The sequence below is a fragment of the Ruania alba genome (genome assembly GCF_900105765.1).
Taxonomy (GTDB): domain Bacteria; phylum Actinomycetota; class Actinomycetes; order Actinomycetales; family Beutenbergiaceae; genus Ruania; species Ruania alba.
The window spans coordinates 966,047-982,307 of the sequence record NZ_FNTX01000001.1 but is presented as its reverse complement, the minus strand read 5'-3'; the positions used below and the strand labels follow the sequence as shown (position 1 = coordinate 982,307).

14 protein-coding genes and 1 pseudogene are annotated in these 16,261 nt (G+C 69.6%); 5 read left to right on the top strand and 10 right to left on the bottom strand.

Annotation, left to right across the window (positions count from 1 at the left end; all coding sequences use genetic code 11):
• Positions 1-175 precede the first annotated feature (175 nt).
• Complete coding sequence (locus BLU77_RS04580; RefSeq protein ID WP_089771890.1) at positions 176-1,114, bottom strand: proteasome assembly chaperone family protein; 939 nt, start codon at positions 1,112-1,114, stop codon at positions 176-178.
• Between the two features lie 289 nt (positions 1,115-1,403).
• Here BLU77_RS04580 and BLU77_RS04575 point away from each other — a divergent pair, with 289 nt between their 5' ends.
• On the top strand, positions 1,404-3,536 hold the full coding sequence (locus BLU77_RS04575) for a HelD family protein (RefSeq protein ID WP_342741447.1): 2,133 nt from the start codon (positions 1,404-1,406) through the stop codon (positions 3,534-3,536).
• A 42-nt stretch (positions 3,537-3,578) separates the two neighbouring features.
• The gene (gene serA, locus BLU77_RS04570; RefSeq protein WP_089771889.1) at positions 3,579-4,796 is read left to right on the top strand and encodes a phosphoglycerate dehydrogenase; all 1,218 of its coding nucleotides are present in this window, start codon (positions 3,579-3,581) and stop codon (positions 4,794-4,796) included.
• Here serA and BLU77_RS04565 read toward each other — a convergent pair.
• Entirely contained in the window at positions 4,793-4,996 is a 204-nt protein-coding gene (locus BLU77_RS04565) for a DUF5302 domain-containing protein (protein ID WP_089771888.1), read from the bottom strand. The two genes, serA and BLU77_RS04565, sit on opposite strands and share 4 nt — an antisense overlap.
• Positions 4,997-5,148: 152 nt before the next feature.
• Here BLU77_RS04565 and BLU77_RS04560 point away from each other — a divergent pair, with 152 nt between their 5' ends.
• The gene (locus tag BLU77_RS04560; RefSeq protein ID WP_089771887.1) at positions 5,149-6,201 is read left to right on the top strand and encodes an aldo/keto reductase; all 1,053 of its coding nucleotides are present in this window, start codon (positions 5,149-5,151) and stop codon (positions 6,199-6,201) included.
• A gap of 89 nt (positions 6,202-6,290) precedes the next feature.
• On the opposite strand, the gene nrdR is transcribed toward BLU77_RS04560, so the two are convergent.
• Together nrdR and BLU77_RS22530 are read right to left on the bottom strand one after the other, a co-directional pair.
• Positions 6,291-6,767 carry a transcriptional regulator NrdR gene (gene nrdR, locus BLU77_RS04555; protein WP_089772975.1) on the bottom strand — a complete coding sequence of 159 codons (477 nt, stop codon included), beginning with the start codon at positions 6,765-6,767 and terminating at the stop codon, positions 6,291-6,293.
• A gap of 186 nt (positions 6,768-6,953) precedes the next feature.
• Positions 6,954-7,409 carry a LysM peptidoglycan-binding domain-containing protein gene (locus tag BLU77_RS22530; RefSeq protein ID WP_245708665.1) on the bottom strand — a complete coding sequence of 152 codons (456 nt, stop codon included), beginning with the start codon at positions 7,407-7,409 and terminating at the stop codon, positions 6,954-6,956.
• A 297-nt stretch (positions 7,410-7,706) separates the two neighbouring features.
• Here BLU77_RS22530 and lexA point away from each other — a divergent pair, with 297 nt between their 5' ends.
• A complete protein-coding gene (gene lexA, locus BLU77_RS04545; protein WP_089772973.1) occupies positions 7,707-8,330 on the top strand; it encodes a transcriptional repressor LexA in 624 nt (207 codons plus the stop codon).
• Between the two features lie 25 nt (positions 8,331-8,355).
• On the opposite strand, the gene BLU77_RS23040 is transcribed toward lexA, so the two are convergent.
• The 3 genes and pseudogenes from BLU77_RS23040 to hflX form a co-directional block, all read right to left on the bottom strand.
• A complete protein-coding gene (locus BLU77_RS23040) occupies positions 8,356-8,913 on the bottom strand; it encodes an ATP-dependent DNA helicase (RefSeq protein ID WP_342741446.1) in 558 nt (185 codons plus the stop codon).
• 1,226 nt (positions 8,914-10,139) lie between these two features.
• Positions 10,140-10,253: pseudogene (locus BLU77_RS23035) on the bottom strand (hypothetical protein); the annotation flags it as partial.
• Positions 10,254-10,443: 190 nt separating this feature from the next.
• On the bottom strand, positions 10,444-11,958 hold the full coding sequence (hflX, locus tag BLU77_RS04535) for a GTPase HflX (RefSeq protein WP_089772972.1): 1,515 nt from the start codon (positions 11,956-11,958) through the stop codon (positions 10,444-10,446).
• Positions 11,959-12,144: 186 nt separating this feature from the next.
• Here hflX and BLU77_RS04530 point away from each other — a divergent pair, with 186 nt between their 5' ends.
• Positions 12,145-12,762, top strand: a complete 618-nt coding sequence (locus BLU77_RS04530) for a class I SAM-dependent methyltransferase (RefSeq protein ID WP_089771886.1) — start codon at positions 12,145-12,147, stop codon at positions 12,760-12,762.
• Here BLU77_RS04530 and BLU77_RS04525 read toward each other — a convergent pair.
• The 3 genes from BLU77_RS04525 to miaB are packed head-to-tail and all read right to left on the bottom strand — an operon-like array spanning position 12,744 to position 16,192.
• Positions 12,744-13,691 (bottom strand): diaminopimelate epimerase, encoded by a 948-nt coding sequence (locus BLU77_RS04525; protein WP_089771885.1) that lies wholly within the window; start codon positions 13,689-13,691, stop codon positions 12,744-12,746. The genes BLU77_RS04530 and BLU77_RS04525 overlap by 19 nt on opposite strands.
• Positions 13,692-13,720: 29 nt before the next feature.
• A complete protein-coding gene (miaA, locus tag BLU77_RS04520) occupies positions 13,721-14,656 on the bottom strand; it encodes a tRNA (adenosine(37)-N6)-dimethylallyltransferase MiaA (protein WP_245708664.1) in 936 nt (311 codons plus the stop codon).
• Between the two features lie 15 nt (positions 14,657-14,671).
• A complete protein-coding gene (gene miaB, locus BLU77_RS04515; RefSeq protein WP_089772970.1) occupies positions 14,672-16,192 on the bottom strand; it encodes a tRNA (N6-isopentenyl adenosine(37)-C2)-methylthiotransferase MiaB in 1,521 nt (506 codons plus the stop codon).
• Between the last annotated feature and the right edge of the window lie 69 nt (positions 16,193-16,261).

Genomic DNA, 16,261 nt, shown 5'->3' with positions numbered 1-16,261 from the left:
TCCGTCAGCCGTCCGTGAGACCTGCACCGGTTTGTGCGTGCCCCGGGTCGTACGTAAGTGAAACGCCTGCAACGCAGATAAGTCTGGCACGGCACCTCGCCTGGACGCCACCACCAACGCTGATGCGTCTCGCTCACCGGATACCTCGTACGCGCCGCAGGGCAGGCGCCGACGCTCACGGTGCCGGTGGTTCATCCTCTCGACCAGCCAGGAACGCTTCGAACTGCGCGGCCAATTCGTCCGCGCTCGGGAGCTCGTCCAGGCCCGACTGCACCTGCTCGATCGCTCCCGCCCCTGCAGCACCGTTCGCCTCGACGAATGAGTCGTACTGCCGCTCGAGTGCCTGCACCACGGCGGAGACTTCCTCGGACTCGGCCACCTGTCGATCCACCTCGGCCCGCACCTGCGTGCCGGAGGCCTCCAGATCTCCGATCGGGAGGCTCATCCCGGAGACATTGGTGATCTGCCGGACCAGCTCGGCGGCGGCCTGCGGGTACTCGGTCTGGGCTAGATAGTGCGGAACATTGACGGCGAACCCCAGGGCGTCGCGCCCCTCCTGCCCCAGCCGCAGCTCCAGCAGCGCCGCGGCACTGCCAGGGACCTGCACCCGGGAGAAGTAGTTCGGATAGGCCTCGATGAGCTCGTCCCGGGTGGCGTGGGCGGTCACCGTGAGGGGGCGGGTGTGCGGCACCCCCATCGGAATCCCGTGCACGCCGATCGTCAGCTCGACACCGTACTCCTCGATCACGGACCGGACCGCGCTCACGAAGCGTTCCCACTGCAGGTCCGGCTCGAGCCCGTGCATCAGCAGCATCGCGACGCCGTCATCGTCACGCACCAGGTCGATGACGAGCTCAGGCTGCTCATACTCGACCCAGGTACCTTCCGCGAAGGTCATCACCGGGCGGCGGGAGCGGTAGTCCAGGAGCAGGTCGATATCGAACTCGAGCAATCGGCGCGTCGGCAACTTCTCGCTCAGGTGGCGAGCGAGCAGACTGCCGGCGTGCCCGGCGTCGATCGAACCGCTCAGAGCGTGCACGAGCACGGGCGCCTCGCCGTCGCGCAGCTCGGGCGCCTCGTCGGCGATGCGGTACAGATCCCGCGGGTCGTTCATTCTCTTCCTCATCTCGCCAGACATCGTCTCAGGGCTCACCAGTGGACAACACTCGCCGCCACCGCACAGATTCCCACTTCTCCCGGGAGCGAAACCACGCCCGCGAGCGACGCACCGTCCATGTCCGGCGTGGATAATAGATCTTCGCTTCTGACGCCGAACAGGTAGGGAGAGCCAATCCGTGGCCTCGAGCGATGGGGTGCCCGACTCCCGAGCGATACCTGATTCGGCGGCGACCCACGAATTCGAACAAGCATATCTGGACGGGGTCTACGGTCGCCTGGATGAGTTGCGTGACCATACCCGCGACCGGCTGGCGGCCATCCGCCGCGCCGGCGCCACGGGCAGTCATCAGAACCGTTCTGAACGGGACGCCTTCGCCACCCTGTACGAGGACCGCCTGGCTCAGCTGAACGCCGTCGAGGAACGGCTCGTGTTCGGACGGCTCGACCTGAACAGCGGCGAGCGGCGGTATGTGGGGCGCCTCGGCCTGTCCGACCCCGAGCACGTCCCGATGCTCACGGACTGGCGAGCACCGGCGGCCCGGGCGTTCTACCAAGCCACGGCGGCCACCCCAGGTGACGTCGTCCTCCGGCGACACCTGCAGACCAAGGACAGGACCGTCGTCGGGATCGAGGACGACGTGCTCGACCTGGACGCGGTGGGCGACACCGACGTGGTGCTCTCCGGCGAGGGTGCGCTGCTCGCCGCGCTGAACGCCCAGCGCACCGGGCGGATGGGCGACATCGTGGCGACCATCCAGGCGGAGCAGGACGCCGTCATCCGGTCTGGCCTGGACGGTGTGCTCATCGTTGAAGGCGGGCCGGGCACCGGAAAGACGGCGGTAGCGCTGCACCGCGCTGCCTTCCTGCTGTACGCCCACCGGGAACGGATCGAACGTTCCGGTGTGCTCCTGGTGGGTCCGAGCCGGGTGTTCCTGCGGTACATCGAGAAGGTGCTGCCCTCACTCGGTGAGACCGGCGTGGTCGCGACCACGATCGCCGATCTCATTCCCGGTATCGAGGCGACCGGCACGGAGGAACCGCACATCGCCGAGCTCAAGGGGCGCGCCGTGTGGAGCCGGATCCTCACCAGCGCGATCAAGGCGCGCCAACGCGTGCTGCCGGAGCAGGACCTGATGGTGGGCTCCGTGCGGTTGCGCTTGCTGCCCGACGACATCCGGGAGGCGCAGGAGCGTGCGCGCCGCAGCCGCGCACCGCACAACGTGGCCCGCGTGACGTTCGTGCGCCACATGCTCAGTGCGCTGGTGCGCCAGTACGCCGAGAAGGTCCCGGGGGTCGGCGACGATGACCGGGCCGACATCATCGAGGACCTGCGCAGCTCACGGGACGTCCGCGTGGCGCTGAACTTGTGCTGGATGCCGCTGACCGCGACCGGCCTGCTCGAGGACCTCTACGCCAAGCCGCATCGTCTGGCCGAGGTGGCCGGACGCCTCACCGCCGCCGAGCGTTCCGCCCTCCGCCGCGACCGTGGCACGCCGTGGACGCCGTCCGACGTCCCCCTGTTGGACGAGCTGGCGGACCGGATCGGCGAGGACGACGAGGCCGAGCGCGCCCGCGCGCGCACCGAGGCCTCGCACCGCGAGTCCGAGGTGGCCTACGCCCGCGAGATGCTCGCTCAGTCGGGGCACGGCGACGGGATGGTGGACGCGGAGATGGTGGCGGACCGGTTCGCCGGTTCCGGACCACGGCTCTCCACGGCCGAACGCGCCATGGCCGACCGGGCGTGGACGTACGGGCACATCGTGGTGGACGAAGCCCAGGAACTCTCCGCGATGGCGTGGCGTGCCCTGCTGCGACGCAACCCCACCCGCTCGATGACCGTCGTCGGCGACGTCTCCCAGACGTCCAGCCTCGCGGGTGCGAGCAGCTGGGAGGCCATGCTGGACCGGCCGTTGCGCGGACGGCACCGGACAGCGACCCTGACGGTGAACTATCGGACGCCGGCGGACGTGATGAGCACTGCCCGCCGGATGATGCAGGCCGTGGATCCCGCCCATCCCCCGACCCCGGTGACGTCGGCACGTGAGGTGCCGGACGCCGTCGTGGTGACATCGACCGACTCCCTGGTGGAGGGCCTGGTGGCCGTGGTACGCCAGGAGCGGGAGAGAGCCGACGGCGGCCGGCTCGCCGTGATCGTGCCGACGGGGCTCCGCGAGGAGGTCGCCCAGGCCGTGGGTGTCGGCGGTGCAGTGAACCTCACCGATCAGGTCGTCGTGCTCGACCCGGGCGCGAGCAAGGGGCTCGAGTTCGACGTGGTGGTCCTGGCCGAGCCAAGCCAGATCCTCGCCGATGCCGGACGCCCGGGCGACCTGTACGTGGCCATGACCCGCCCCACCCAGCGCCTGCACGTCGTGCATGCCGAACCGCTGCCGCCGGGCATCGAAGCGTCCAGCACCTGAGAGCGATTGTGAATCTCGCGCTGTCGGGAGCACGATAGGGCCGTGGTCAAGGCACTCCTCCTGGAAAACATCCACTCGCTCGGCAGCGATCTGCTTCGCAACTCCGGATTCGAGGTCGCCACTCGCCCTGGCGCCCTCGACGAGGACGAGCTGATCGAAGCCCTCGATGGCGTCCAGGTGCTCGGCCTGCGCTCGAAGACGCAACTGACCTCTCGGGTGATCGAGAACGCGCCGGATCTTCTGGCCGTGGGCGCCTTCTGCATCGGCACCAACCAGATCGACCTCACCGCTGCCGCGAACGCCGGTGTGGCTGCCTTCAACGCCCCGTTCTCGAACACTCGATCCGTGGTGGAGCTCGCACTCGCCGAGATCATCGCCCTCACCCGTCGTCTCACCGAGAAGGACAAGTCCCTGCACGGGGGCGTCTGGGACAAGTCCGCGAGCGGTGCGCACGAGGTACGCGGCCGCACCCTCGGCATCGTCGGTTACGGCAACATCGGGACCCAGCTCTCCGTGGTGGCCGAGGCACTCGGGATGCGCGTGATCTTCTTCGACAGCGCCGAGAAGCTGGCTCTCGGCAACGCCAAGCGGATGCCGAGCCTGGACACACTGCTCGAAGAGGCCGACGTGGTCACTCTGCACGTGGACGGTCGCGGCGGGAACGCCGGGATGTTCGGGGCCGCAAAGTTCGCCCGGATGAAGCCGGGAGCGATCTTCCTCAACCTCTCCCGTGGCTTCCTGGTGGACTACGCGGCTCTACGCCAGCAGATCCTGGACGGCCGGGTGGCCGGAGCCGCCGTGGACGTGTTCCCCCAGGAGCCGAAAAGCCAGGGCGACCCGTTCGACTCCGAGCTACGTGACCTGCCCAACGTGATCCTCACCCCACACGTCGGGGGATCCACCGAGGAAGCCCAGCAGGACATCGGCGTGTTCGTGGCCTCGAAGCTGCGCGACTACCTGGACAACGGGGCGACCGCGCTGAGCGTGAATCTTCCGTCACTGATCCTGGACCGCCCCAGCGACGGAGCGCATCGGATCGCGCACCTGCACCACAACGTGCCCGGGGTGCTCGCCCACGTGAACAACGCCCTCTCAGACGAGGGTGTGAACATTGAGAGTCAGGTCCTGAGCACGTCCGGGTCCGTCGGGTACGTGGTCACCGACATCGGAGGTGACCTCCCGATCGGCACGCTGCGGGAGATCGAGCAGATGGACGCCACGATCCGGGTGCGTGCGCTGAGCCCGCACGCGGACGACTAGACGGACTTGCGCCGGAACACCCGGCGCCCGCCGGGGCCGTCCACCTCGGACCCGTGCACTGCCCCGGTGTTGCGGTGGCCCTGGGCGGTGGGGTGCTCACGCTCGGCCTTGCGTTCGAGGGCCTCCCGCATCTTCGCCTTGGCGTCGGAGATCTGCTCGTCCTGCTCCGACGTACGGTCTGCGCCTGATTGCTGCGTCATCATCGACTCCTCACCTCGCCACTCTCGGTGACGTCATGGCCCTCACGAGGCTGCCGTGAGGATGGGTCCTGCCCGGACAGGTGCGCCTGCCGGACGTGAGACCACTGTGCCCGGATGCTCCGGGCACGCGCCAGGCATTTAGCATCGCAGGTATGACCTCGCTCTACCAGGCAGCCGACTCTCGCTACGACACGATGCCGATGCGCCGCTCGGGACGTTCCGGTCTGGATCTCCCGCTCATCTCGCTCGGCCTGTGGCAGAACTTCGGAGATTCCACACCCGCGCAGACCCAGCGCGAGATCGTGCTGGGAGCCTTCGACCGAGGGATCACCCAGTTCGACCTCGCCAATAATTACGGGCCACCTCGCGGCAGGGCCGAAGAGGTGTTCGGCCGCCTGCTCGCTACCGACCTGGCGCCCTACCGGGACGAGCTGGTGGTCACCACGAAGGCCGGCTACCGGATGTGGCCGGGCCCTTACGGCGAGGGCGGATCCCGCAAGTACCTGCTCAGCTCCCTGGACGCGTCCCTACGACGGATGGGGGTGGACGCCGTGGACATCTTCTACTCCCACCGGTTCGACCCCACCACACCGTTGCACGAGACCATGGGCGCACTGAAGACGGCCGTGGACTCCGGACGCGCGCACTACGCGGGGATCTCCTCCTACTCCGCCACGCGCACCCGGGAGGCGGTCGCCGCGGCCGCCGAGGTCGGCCTCGACCTTGTGGTGCACCAGCCCTCGTACTCGCTGATCAACCGGTGGATCGAGGACCCGGATGACTCCGGCGAATCCCTGCTCGACGTGCTCGGCGAGGTCGGGATGGGAGCGGTGGTCTTCTCGCCGCTCGCCCAGGGCATGCTCACCGATCGCTACCTCTCCGGTGTCCCCGAGGAGTCCCGGGCGGCCAAGGACGGACCGTTGCGCACCTCGTTCCTCACCGAGGAGAACCTGCGGCGCATCCGCGCCTTGACGGACCTGGCTGATGACCGGGGCCAGACCTTGGCCCAGATGGCAGTCGCGTGGGTGCTGCGGGACCCACGCATCACCACGGCCCTGGTCGGAGCCTCGAGCGTGGCCCAACTCGACGACACACTCGGTGCACTGGCACACCTCGAGTTCGGCGCGGACGAGCTCGCTGCGATCGACCGGCACGCCCAGGAGGGCGGTGTGAACATCTGGGCGGATCGCTCCAGCGACCTGTAAGGCGACCGGGCCGCTGCCGTCCACGGGAGCGCCGTGCGGCGATCGCCGTCGGTGGTCCGGGCTTCCCCTCCCGGACCACCGACGGCCGTCTAGGTGAGGGACTCGGCTTCGTCCCGTTCGGCGCGATCCTCGCGCAACGCCGTGATGGCGGCCTCGAAGTCCTCCAGAGAGCAGAAGCCCTGGTACACGCTCGCGAACCGCAGGTAGGCGACCTCGTCGAGGGCACGTAATGGGCCGAGTATCGTCAACCCGATCTCGTGCGCGTCCACCTCGGCCACACCGGTGGCACGGACGGCTTCCTCGACCTGCTGTGCGAGCAACGCGAGATCATCCTCGGAGACAGGGCGCCCCTGGCACGCCTTGCGCACACCCGAGATGATCTTGTCCCTGCTGAACGGCTCGACCGCACCCGAACGCTTCATCACGCTCAGGCTCGTCGTCTCCACCGTGGTGAATCGCCGCGAGCACTCGGGACACTGGCGGCGGCGGCGAATCGAGGCACCGTCCTCCGCGGTCCGTGAGTCCACCACGCGCGAGTCACCGTGACGGCAGAACGGACAATGCACGTCGGCGCCGATCCTTTCCTCGCGTGATGCCACCACATCTGCGGCAATCACATCAGTGTAACTACTAGATGTAGCAAAACCGTAGACACTGAGCCGCCTTCAGCGCAAGTATGTCCGACGACGGCTACTGACGGGGCCGCCGAACGCCGCTCGTCCGATGGTCAGTCACCAGAGGCGCGGGGCCGATCACCCTTCAGCCGGCACGGTGAGCTGCTGCCCGGTGTGCACGGTCGCGCCCGAAAGTCCGTTCAGCGTCATGATCTGATCGACGACCACGCGCACGTCCTGCCCGGGCTCCGCGACCTCGCTGGCAATCACCCACAGACTCTCCCCGGCCCCCACGGTGACAACCCCGACCTCCGCCGGCGGCGCCTCGTTCGCAGGGAAGGCGAGGCCGACCAACGAGCCCACCAGCACCGCACCCAGGAGTGCCAGCACCGAGAGGACGGCCCGGCCACGCATCGTGAGGCGCAACGGGGCCGCCTCGGACAGGTCACTGGTGGGACGGACAGGAGCGAGAGGAGCCTCCGGCGCACGGGGGACGGACAGCGGCTGAGGAGTGACGTCCGGGACCGCCACGAGGTGGCGGCGACGCACCGGGCTCGGACGGAACTCTGGAACAGGAAGGGCCAAGGCGCTCATCTGAGCTCTCCTCTCGGTCGGTCATGCGGGTCTAGAACACTCGTTCGTCGAACACCTGTTTCGAAGGTAGCACGCATGTGCGACAATGTCGACACGCTGGTCGAACAGATGTTTTGACGTGGCGGCCCTCCCCTCTAGGCTGGGAGAACCACTACGCCAGAGCACATCACCGACCACTGACATTGGCGTCATATCAACGCCCGAGGCCCCTTGGAGGACACCGTGAGCCGCGCGAAGTCGACCGATCCGAAGGACCGTCCCGGCCCGGACGGGCTCAGCCCGCGCCAGCGCCTGATCATGAAGTCGATCAAGCAGAGCCTCGACAAGAAGGGGTACCCACCGACGATGCGCGAGATCGGGGCCGCCGTGGGTCTCGCGAGCCCGTCCTCGGTGAAGTACCAGCTGAACATCCTCGAGCAGAAGGGGTACCTGCGCCGCGACCCGGTCTCGACCCGAGCGATCGAGATCATCAACCCGGACGACTCTCAGGAGGCGACCGCCAAACCTGGGACCTTCACCATGCACGACGGTGAGCAGAGCGACGTCTCAGCCACCTACGTGCCGGTGGTGGGCCGCATTGCCGCCGGTGGACCGATCCTGGCCGAGCAGGCGGTCGAGGATGTCTTCCCGCTCCCCCGGCAGCTCGTCGGCGAGGGTGAGCTCTTCCTGCTCAAGGTCGTCGGTGACTCGATGATCGATGCGGCAATCTGTGACGGCGACTGGGTGGTGGTCCGGCAGCAGGCGGTGGCCGAGAACGGCGAGATCGTGGCGGCGATGATCGACGGTGAGGCCACGGTGAAGACCTTCAAGCGCACGACCGACGCCCTCTGGTTGCTCCCCGCCAATGACGCCTACTCACCGATCGACGGGACCGACGCGGAGATTCTCGGCCGGGTCGTGAGCGTGCTTCGCTCGCTCTGAGTCTTCGGTCCACTCCCGGCCCGATTCAGCTTTCGGCGAGACGGGTGAGGGCGGCGCGCACCACGTGTGTGTCGGTGGTCGGCCACAGGGGCGGCAGGCTCGCGGCCAGGAAGGTTCCGTAGCGGGCCGTGCGCAGCCGTGGGTCCAGCACGGCCACCACCCCTCGGTCGGTGGTGGACCGGATGAGGCGTCCGGCGCCCTGGGCGAGGAGCAGGGCGGCGTGGGTGGCCGAGATCGCCATGAAGCCGTTCCCGCCCGACTTGCCGACCACCTCGGTGCGGGCCGCCTTGATCGGGTCGTCGGGGCGCGGGAACGGGATCCGGTCGATCAGCACCAGCCGGCACGACTGACCCGGTACATCCACGCCCTGCCACAGGGAGAGGGTGCCGAACAGGGACGCTGCCGGGTCGGCCGCGAACTCACGCACCAGCGTCGGCAGCACGTCCTCCCCCTGCAGCAGGATCGGGGTGTCCAGCCGCTCCCGCATGGCTTCCGCTGCCGCCTGCGCACCGCGGCGTGAGGAGAACAGCCCCAGCGCGCCGCCGCCGGAGGCGGTGACCAGTTCGGCGATCTCGTCCAGCACGCGCTCGTCGGTCCCGTCCCGCCCGGGGGCGGGAGGTGCTTGGCCACGTAGAGGATCCCCTGCCGTCCGTAGTCGAACGGGGAGGAGACGATCTCCGAGCGGTAGGTGCCTGCAGCCAGGCCCAGTGCGCCCGCCGTGGCATCGAACGTCCCGCCGAGCGCCAGGGTGGCCGAAGTGAGCACGGCCGACCGTCCGGCGAGCAGTTCGCCGGTGATGGGCCCGGCCACGTTCAGGGGCGCCACCATCAACCGAGATCCCTCACCCGGTCGCCGGCCGCGTTCGCACCAGAGCACGTCGACGTTCTCCCGCACCCGGTCCGAGAGCAGCCGGTCGGCCACTTCGAAGAGCACCAGGAGCGCGCTCTTGGCCATGTTGACCCCGCCGGCGTCTCCCCCGGGCTTGGTCTCGCCCTTCATCGCGCTCATCCCCTCGCGCGTGGCATCGGCGATGGTGCGCACGGCGGCAGTCAGCTCCTCGGGCAGTCCCATCCGCAGCCGTCCCTCGGGGACCTGCATGAGCAACGTGCGCAGCTCGGCAGCCGCGTCGTCCAAGGGCGCGAGCTGCACGCCACCGTGGCGTCGCGCGATCCGGGCGGTGCGTTCCACCACGGCCGCGGACAGCTCCACCGTGGCCTGCGCCGTGACTCGGTCGGAGAGCTCGTGCGCCTCGTCCACCAGGAGGATCTCGTGCTCGGGCAGCACCTTCGGCGAGCCGGAGGCGGCGATACCGAGCATGGCGTGATTGGTCACCACGAGGTCCGCCTCGCGGGCGGTGGCACGTGCGTGCTCGGGGAAGCACTCGGCGAGCAGCGGGCACTTCTGGCCGAGGCATTCCATCGAGGTGATCGAGACCTGCCGCCACGCGCGGTCGCTCACGCCGGGCACGAGGTCGTCCCTGTCCCCGGTGTCGGTCTCTTCGGCCCATTCCCGCAGCCGCACCACCTGGGCGCCGAGGGAGGCGTCCTCGGCCTGCTCGCCCGGGTGCTCCTCAGCCGCCGACGGCGCAGCCTCGCTCGCCGAGAACAGCGCACCTTCGTCGTCGGGCGGGTACCCACCGGCGAGCTTGTGCTTGCACACGTAGTTGTGCCATCCCTTGAGGAGGGCTACTTCCGGTGGTCGGGGCAGGCGCTCGGCGAGGATGTCGGCCACCAGTGGGAGGTCATGCCCGATCACCTGACGCTGCAGCGCCAGCGTGGCGGTGGAGACGATCGCTCGTTGCCCCCGGTTGACGGCGTGCATGAGGGTGGGTACCAGGTACGCGAGCGACTTTCCGGTACCGGTCCCGGCCTGCACCAGCAGGTGCGCACCGTCGTCGAGCGTGTCGGCCACGGTCCTGGCCATCTGGTGCTGCCCCTCACGCCGCGACCCACCCATCGAGGCCACGACCGCGTCAAGGACGTCGTCGATCGGATGGTCGTCCGCCTCGGCGGCGGTGGGAGCGTCGGCAGGCACCCGACGACGTTAGCGCGTCCGCACCCCTGGTGCGGGCAACGCGCCCCGGGATGTGGACGCCCGTGCGCGAGGAGCTCTGTTAGCCGGACCTGCGGTGCTCGGCGGAACCGAGATCGTTGGCGAGTGCCTCGTCCACCCGGGCCACCAGGCGCGTGCCCTCGGCGAGGTGGTCGATGCTGATCACCTCGCCGGAGGTGTGCGCCCGGTGCAGCAGGTCACCGCGGGAGTAGGGCACCACGAGGTCCACATCCACGGCGGGCCGGGGCAGCAGTTCGGCGATGCGCTCCTGCAGCTCGGCCAGACCCGCGCCGGTACGCGCGGAGACGGCGATCGCGCCTGGTTCACGGGTGCGCAGCCGTGCGATCGTCTCGGGCTCGGCGAGGTCGGCCTTGTTCAGGGCGATGATCTCCGGGATGTCCTTGACACCGTCGATGTCGCGCAGCACGTCCCGCACGGCGGTGAGCTGCCCCTCGGGGTCCGGGTGGGAGGCGTCGACCACGTGCAGGATCACATCGGACTCGCCCACCTCCTCGAGCGTGGAGCGGAACGCCTCGACGAGCTGGGTGGGCAGGTTGCGGACAAATCCCACGGTGTCGGCCAACGTGTAGAGCCGGCCGTCCTGCGTCTCCGCCCGCCGGACCGTGGGGTCCAGGGTGGCGAAGAGCGCGTTCTGCACAAGCACGCCGGCACCGGTGAGGCGGTTCAGCAGCGAGGACTTCCCCGCGTTGGTGTACCCGGCGATCGCCACCGACGGGACGGCCCCGGTCCTGCGCGAGCTGCGCCGGGCAGCGCGGCCGGGTGCCATTTGGGTGATCTGACGGCGCAACTTCGCCATCCGGGTACGAATCCGGCGCCGGTCCAGCTCGATCTTCGTCTCACCAGGACCACGGGAGCCGATTCCCTCACCGCCGGCGGCACGACCACCAGCCTGCCGGGACATCGACTCACCCCACCCACGCAGACGCGGGAGCAGGTACTCAAGCTGGGCAAGCTCCACCTGAGCCTTGCCCTCCCGGGACTTGGCGTGCTGAGCGAAGATGTCGAGGATCAGCGCGGTCCGGTCGATGACCTTGACCTTGATGACATCCTCCAACGCGCGCCGCTGCGACGGGGCGAGTTCGGAGTCGACGATCACAGTGTCAGCGCCGGTGCTCTTCACGACCGCTGCGAGCTCTTCCGCCTTGCCCGAGCCGATGTAGGTGCCGGGGTCGGGTGCGGAGCGGCGCTGCAGCATGCCATCGAGCACCTCCGAGCCGGCCGTCTCGGCCAGAGCGGCGAGCTCCCGGAGCGAGACCTCCGCGTTCTCGGCGGTCCCTCGGGTCCACAGGCCGACCAGCACCACACGCTCCAGCCGCAGCTGGCGGTATTCGACCTCGGTGACGTCTTCGAGCTCGGTGGACAGTCCGGCGACCCTGCGCAGCGCGGCACGTTCGTCCAGGTCGAGCTGGTCGCCGTCGTGGGAAGTGTGCTCGTCCTCGCCGGTCTGGATGGCCGTTCCCGCCCTCGCCAGGATTCGGGCGACGACGTCCTGGGCTCGGTCCTCGGTGGAGGCTTCGGGCTCTTCGGGCGTCGTACGGGCGGAAGGTGCGGTCATGGTGTCCTCTCGAGCGGGAATGATGATCCACGATCCCACGCACCGCACATCGGTTCCAAGGGATTTCACCCAGAGCACAGGCCGCACTCGTGCCACGTCGAGTGCGCGCGATCTCGGCCATATCTCAGCACGTGAGCGAGATGCACCGCACTCGCGCAGGTGGGGGCGGCGCTAGGGTGGGCGGTCGTGAGTCACTACTTCACCTCCCCGGAGGGTCCTGCCCGACGGCGGACGCTCACCGTGACCCTGCGTGGCACCCGGGTGGACGTCCAGGTGGACCGGGGCGTCTTCTCCGGGGACCGGCTGGACCCTGGCACCAGGGTGCTGCTGGATACCGTGGGCGAGCCTCCGCCGTCGGGAAATCTGCTCGACCTGGGATGCGGCTGGGGCCCGATCTCCCTGGCGCTGGCGCAGGCCAGCCCGGCCGCTCGGGTGCTGGCTGTGGACGTGAACGAGCGTGCCCTGGAACTCACCCGGGAGAACGCCGCTGCGGCCGGTCTTGCCCTGGAGGCGTGGGAGCCGGCTGCGCTGCTGGAAACGGAATCTCAGCTGCGGCTGGATGCGCTCTGGTCGAACCCGCCGATCCGGATCGGGAAGGCGGCGCTGCACGAGATCCTGCGCACATGGCTACCGCGGCTGCGTCCCGGCGCGCAGGCTCACCTGGTGGTGCAGAAGAACCTGGGCTCGGACTCGCTGCAGCGGTGGATTGCAGAGACGCTCGAGATGGACGTGGTCCGGCTGACGAGCGTGAAGGGCTATCGGGTGCTTGTGGTCACCGGCGCCCATCAGAGCAGCGAGATCTGACCAACCAGCTCGGCCGGTCCGGCGAGCTCCACGTGCTGCTCCGCCAGCATCCGCACCCGGAGCGCCCCGCCGGGCACCAGCACCTGCCACTCGTCGGGCGCGCCGGCGCCGAACCAGGTGCGTACCGCGAGCGCAGCCGCGCAGGCGCCGGTGCCGCAGGAGAGCGTCTCCCCCACGCCACGTTCGTGCACCCGCATCCGGACCACACCGATGCGTCGCGTGGTGGGCGGCCCGTCCGGAGCAGCGGCGTGATACTCCTCGATCTCCCGCTCGCCGAGCGGCATCACGAACTCCACGTTGGTGCCGTGCTCCGGCGCCGGGTCCACCCCGGGGGCGTGGGTCAGGTCCAGCTCGTCGAGCTCCTCGGGTGCTTCCACCGCCACCACCGTGTGCGGGTTCGGCAGTTCCAGGCGCAGGCCCGGGCGCTGCTCGGACAGCCCGTGCACCACCACGGAGACGTCGAATCCCTCGCTGAGTGCCTCCGGCCCACCGGGTGCGGACCAGACCCCCATGTCGACGGCGTAGTCCTCACCCTCGCGGCGCACCTGCAGGACCCCGGCGCGGGTCGCGACCGGGATGGTGCCACCGTCGGGCAGGTCGATCAGTTCTTCACGGCGCAGGAAGGCGGTGAAGACGCGGATGCCGTTGCCGCACATCTCGGCGAGCGAGCCGTCCGCGTTGCGGTAGTCCATGAACCACTGGGCCCCGGCCGCCGACCCGGCGGCCATGTGCTGCTCGGGTGCCTGGGCGATGGGAACGGCCCGGATCACGCCGTCGGCGCCGAGCCCGGTGTGCCGGTCGGTGAGGGAGGCGACCTGGGCGTCGGTCAGGTCGTGCGCACTGTCCGGGTCCGCCCAGAGCAGGAAGTCGTTCCCGGTGCCGTGACCCTTGATCAGGGTGCGCGGCAGGGCGGGTGGGTCGGCCGCCATGGCGGGCTCAGTTGCGGTCGTCGTCTCACTCACCCCACGAGCGTACGTGCCCGCGCGAGCAGCTCCTGCCGGTCCCGGGTGTGGGAGGGGTCGAGCCAGGTGAGGCGCGGGTCGCGACGGAACCACTTGCGCTGCCGCCTGGCAAGCTGCCGGGTGGCCAGCGCCGTACTCTCGATCGCGTCGGCCTCGGTGATCTCACCGCGGAGCCAGGCGATGGCCTGGGCATAGCCGACGGCGCGGGAGGCGGTACGCCCCTCCTCCAGGCCCTCGTCGAGGAGAAGCTCGGTCTCGGCGGCCAGGCCGTCAGCGAACATCTGCTGCGCCCGCCACTCGATCCGGGCATCGAGCTCATCGGCGGGCAGGTCGAGGCCGATCTGGGTGGCGGGAATCTCGTAGGTGTGGTCGGGCAGGTTGGCCGAGAACGGACGTCCGGTGATCTCGATGACCTCCAGGGCGCGCACGATCCGGCGAGTGTTGGCCCGGTCGATCCGCGCCGCGGCCTCCGGGTCGCGCCGGGCGAGCTCCTCGTGCAGCAGGCCAGGGCCCTCTGCGGCGGCGCGTTCCTCCCAGGCGGCGCGCACGTCGGGGTCGGTACCGGGGAAATCGATTCGGTCCAGCAGGGCTCGCACGTACAGGCCGGAACCGCCGACCACCACGACGGCGCAGCCTCGCTCCCGGCACGCCCGCAGGTCCGCGCGGGCGTGGGATTGATAGGTGGCGACGCTGGCCTCCTCGGTCACCTCCAGCACGTCGAGCTGGTGGTGCGCGATCCCGCGGCGCTGGTGCACAGACAGTTTCGCGGTGCCGATGTCCATGCCGCGGTAGAGCTGCATGGCGTCGGCGTTGATGATCTCTGCGTCCAGCGCCGCGGCGAGGTCGAGCGCGAGGTCGGACTTCCCGGTGGCGGTGGGGCCGACCACGGCCACCACGGGCGGCTCTTCGGCATCGCGGACAGGGGACGGCACGAACTCTGGCACCGCTCAGCGCCGGAGCGAGGGCATACCGAGGGTGACCGGTCCACCTGCAGCAGCTGCGCCGTCGGGCCCTCCAGCAGGGGCGTGGCTGTGGCCGCCCTCCTTCCGCGCCTGCCACGCGTCCCCGGCACGAGTGCGGCGCACCGCGAAGGTGCCGCCGTCCAGACCGGAATCAGCGATCAGGTGGTACGGCGCGGAGCGAGTCACGGTGGCGGTGACCATGTCACCGGGGCGGGGGCGCTCGGCCTCCGGGAGGTGGGCCACGTGCTCGGGGAGCCCGACGTGCACGAGGCGGTTGTCCTCGGCACGGCCGGACAGGCGCTGCGTCGCGGTGTCCTTGCGCCCTTCACTCTCGGAGATCAGCACGTCCACGGTGCGGCCCACCTGCGCGGCGTTCTCCTCCTCGCAGATCCGTTCCTGCAGGGCGTCCAGCCGGCGATACCGTTCGGCCACAACATCGGCAGGCACCTGATCGGGCAGGTCGGCGGCGGGCGTGCCCGGGCGCGGGGAGTACTGGAAGGTGAACGCGCTGGAGAAGCGGGAGGCCTCGACGACGTCCAGGGTGGCCTGGAAGTCCTCCTCGGTCTCCCCGGGGAAGCCGACGATGATGTCGGTGGTGATGGCGGCGTGCGGAATCGCCTCGCGGACCCGGTCCAGGATGCCGAGGAACTTCGCGCTGCGGTAGGAGCGGCGCATCGCGCGCAGCACCCGGTCGGAGCCGGACTGCAGCGGCATGTGCAGCTGCGGCATCACGTTCGGGGTGTCGGCCATGGCGTCGATCACGTCGTCGGTGAAGGCGGCCGGGTGCGGGGAGGTGAACCGGATGCGTTCCAGGCCCTCGATCCGGCCGGTGGCGCGCAGCAGCTTGGCGAAGGCGCCACGGTCGCCGAAGCCCACGCCGTAGGAGTTGACGTTCTGGCCGAGCAGGGTCACCTCGATGGCCCCCTGCGCGACGACGGCCTCTACCTCGGCGAGGACGTCGCCAGGACGGCGGTCGCGTTCTTTCCCGCGCAGGTGCGGCACGATGCAGAACGTGCAGGTGTTGTTGCACCCCACCGAGATGGACACCCATGCCGCGTAGGCGCTCTCCCGCCGGGTGGGCAGCGTGGAGGGGAAGGTCTTCAGCGACTCCTCCAGCTCCACCTGCGCCGTCTCGTTGTGCCGGGCACGTTCCAGCATCGCGGGCAGCACGTCGATGTTGTGGGTGCCGAAGACGACGTCCACCCAGGGGGCACGGTCGACGATGCCGCCCTTGTCCTGCTGGGCCAGGCAGCCGCCGACGGCGATCTGCAGGTGGGGGTTCGTCTTCTTCAGGCTGGCGAGCTGGCCGAGGTTGCCGTACAGGCGGTCCGAGGCGTTCTCCCGGACGGCGCAGGTGTTGATCACGACGACGTCGGCTCCTGCAGCCTCGGCCATCAGGGAGCCGGCACCACGGGTCTGAGCCGCCACATAACCAGCGTCCTCGAGGAGGCCGGCCATCCGCTCGGAGTCGTGCACGTTCATCTGGCAGCCGAGCGTGCGCACCATGTAGGTGCGTGGCCCATCCAGTTCGGTACTCACGCGGGGAGATTCTACGGTGTTCACCGTGACATCTCG

Excerpts from the sequence above, each read along its gene's own strand:
- BLU77_RS04580 (WP_089771890.1), bottom strand. The coding sequence starts at position 1,114 with ATGAACGACCCGCGGGATCTGTACCGCATCGCCGACGAGGCGCCCGAG.
- BLU77_RS04565 (WP_089771888.1), bottom strand. The coding sequence starts at position 4,996 with ATGACGCAGCAATCAGGCGCAGACCGTACGTCGGAGCAGGACGAGCAG.
- BLU77_RS04560 (WP_089771887.1), top strand. The coding sequence starts at position 5,149 with ATGACCTCGCTCTACCAGGCAGCCGACTCTCGCTACGACACGATGCCG.
- BLU77_RS22530 (WP_245708665.1), bottom strand. The coding sequence starts at position 7,409 with ATGAGCGCCTTGGCCCTTCCTGTTCCAGAGTTCCGTCCGAGCCCGGTG.
- lexA (WP_089772973.1), top strand. The coding sequence starts at position 7,707 with ATGAAGTCGATCAAGCAGAGCCTCGACAAGAAGGGGTACCCACCGACG.
- hflX (WP_089772972.1), bottom strand. The coding sequence starts at position 11,958 with ATGACCGCACCTTCCGCCCGTACGACGCCCGAAGAGCCCGAAGCCTCC.
- BLU77_RS04525 (WP_089771885.1), bottom strand. The coding sequence starts at position 13,691 with ATGGCGGCCGACCCACCCGCCCTGCCGCGCACCCTGATCAAGGGTCAC.
- miaB (WP_089772970.1), bottom strand. The coding sequence starts at position 16,192 with ATGGTGCGCACGCTCGGCTGCCAGATGAACGTGCACGACTCCGAGCGG.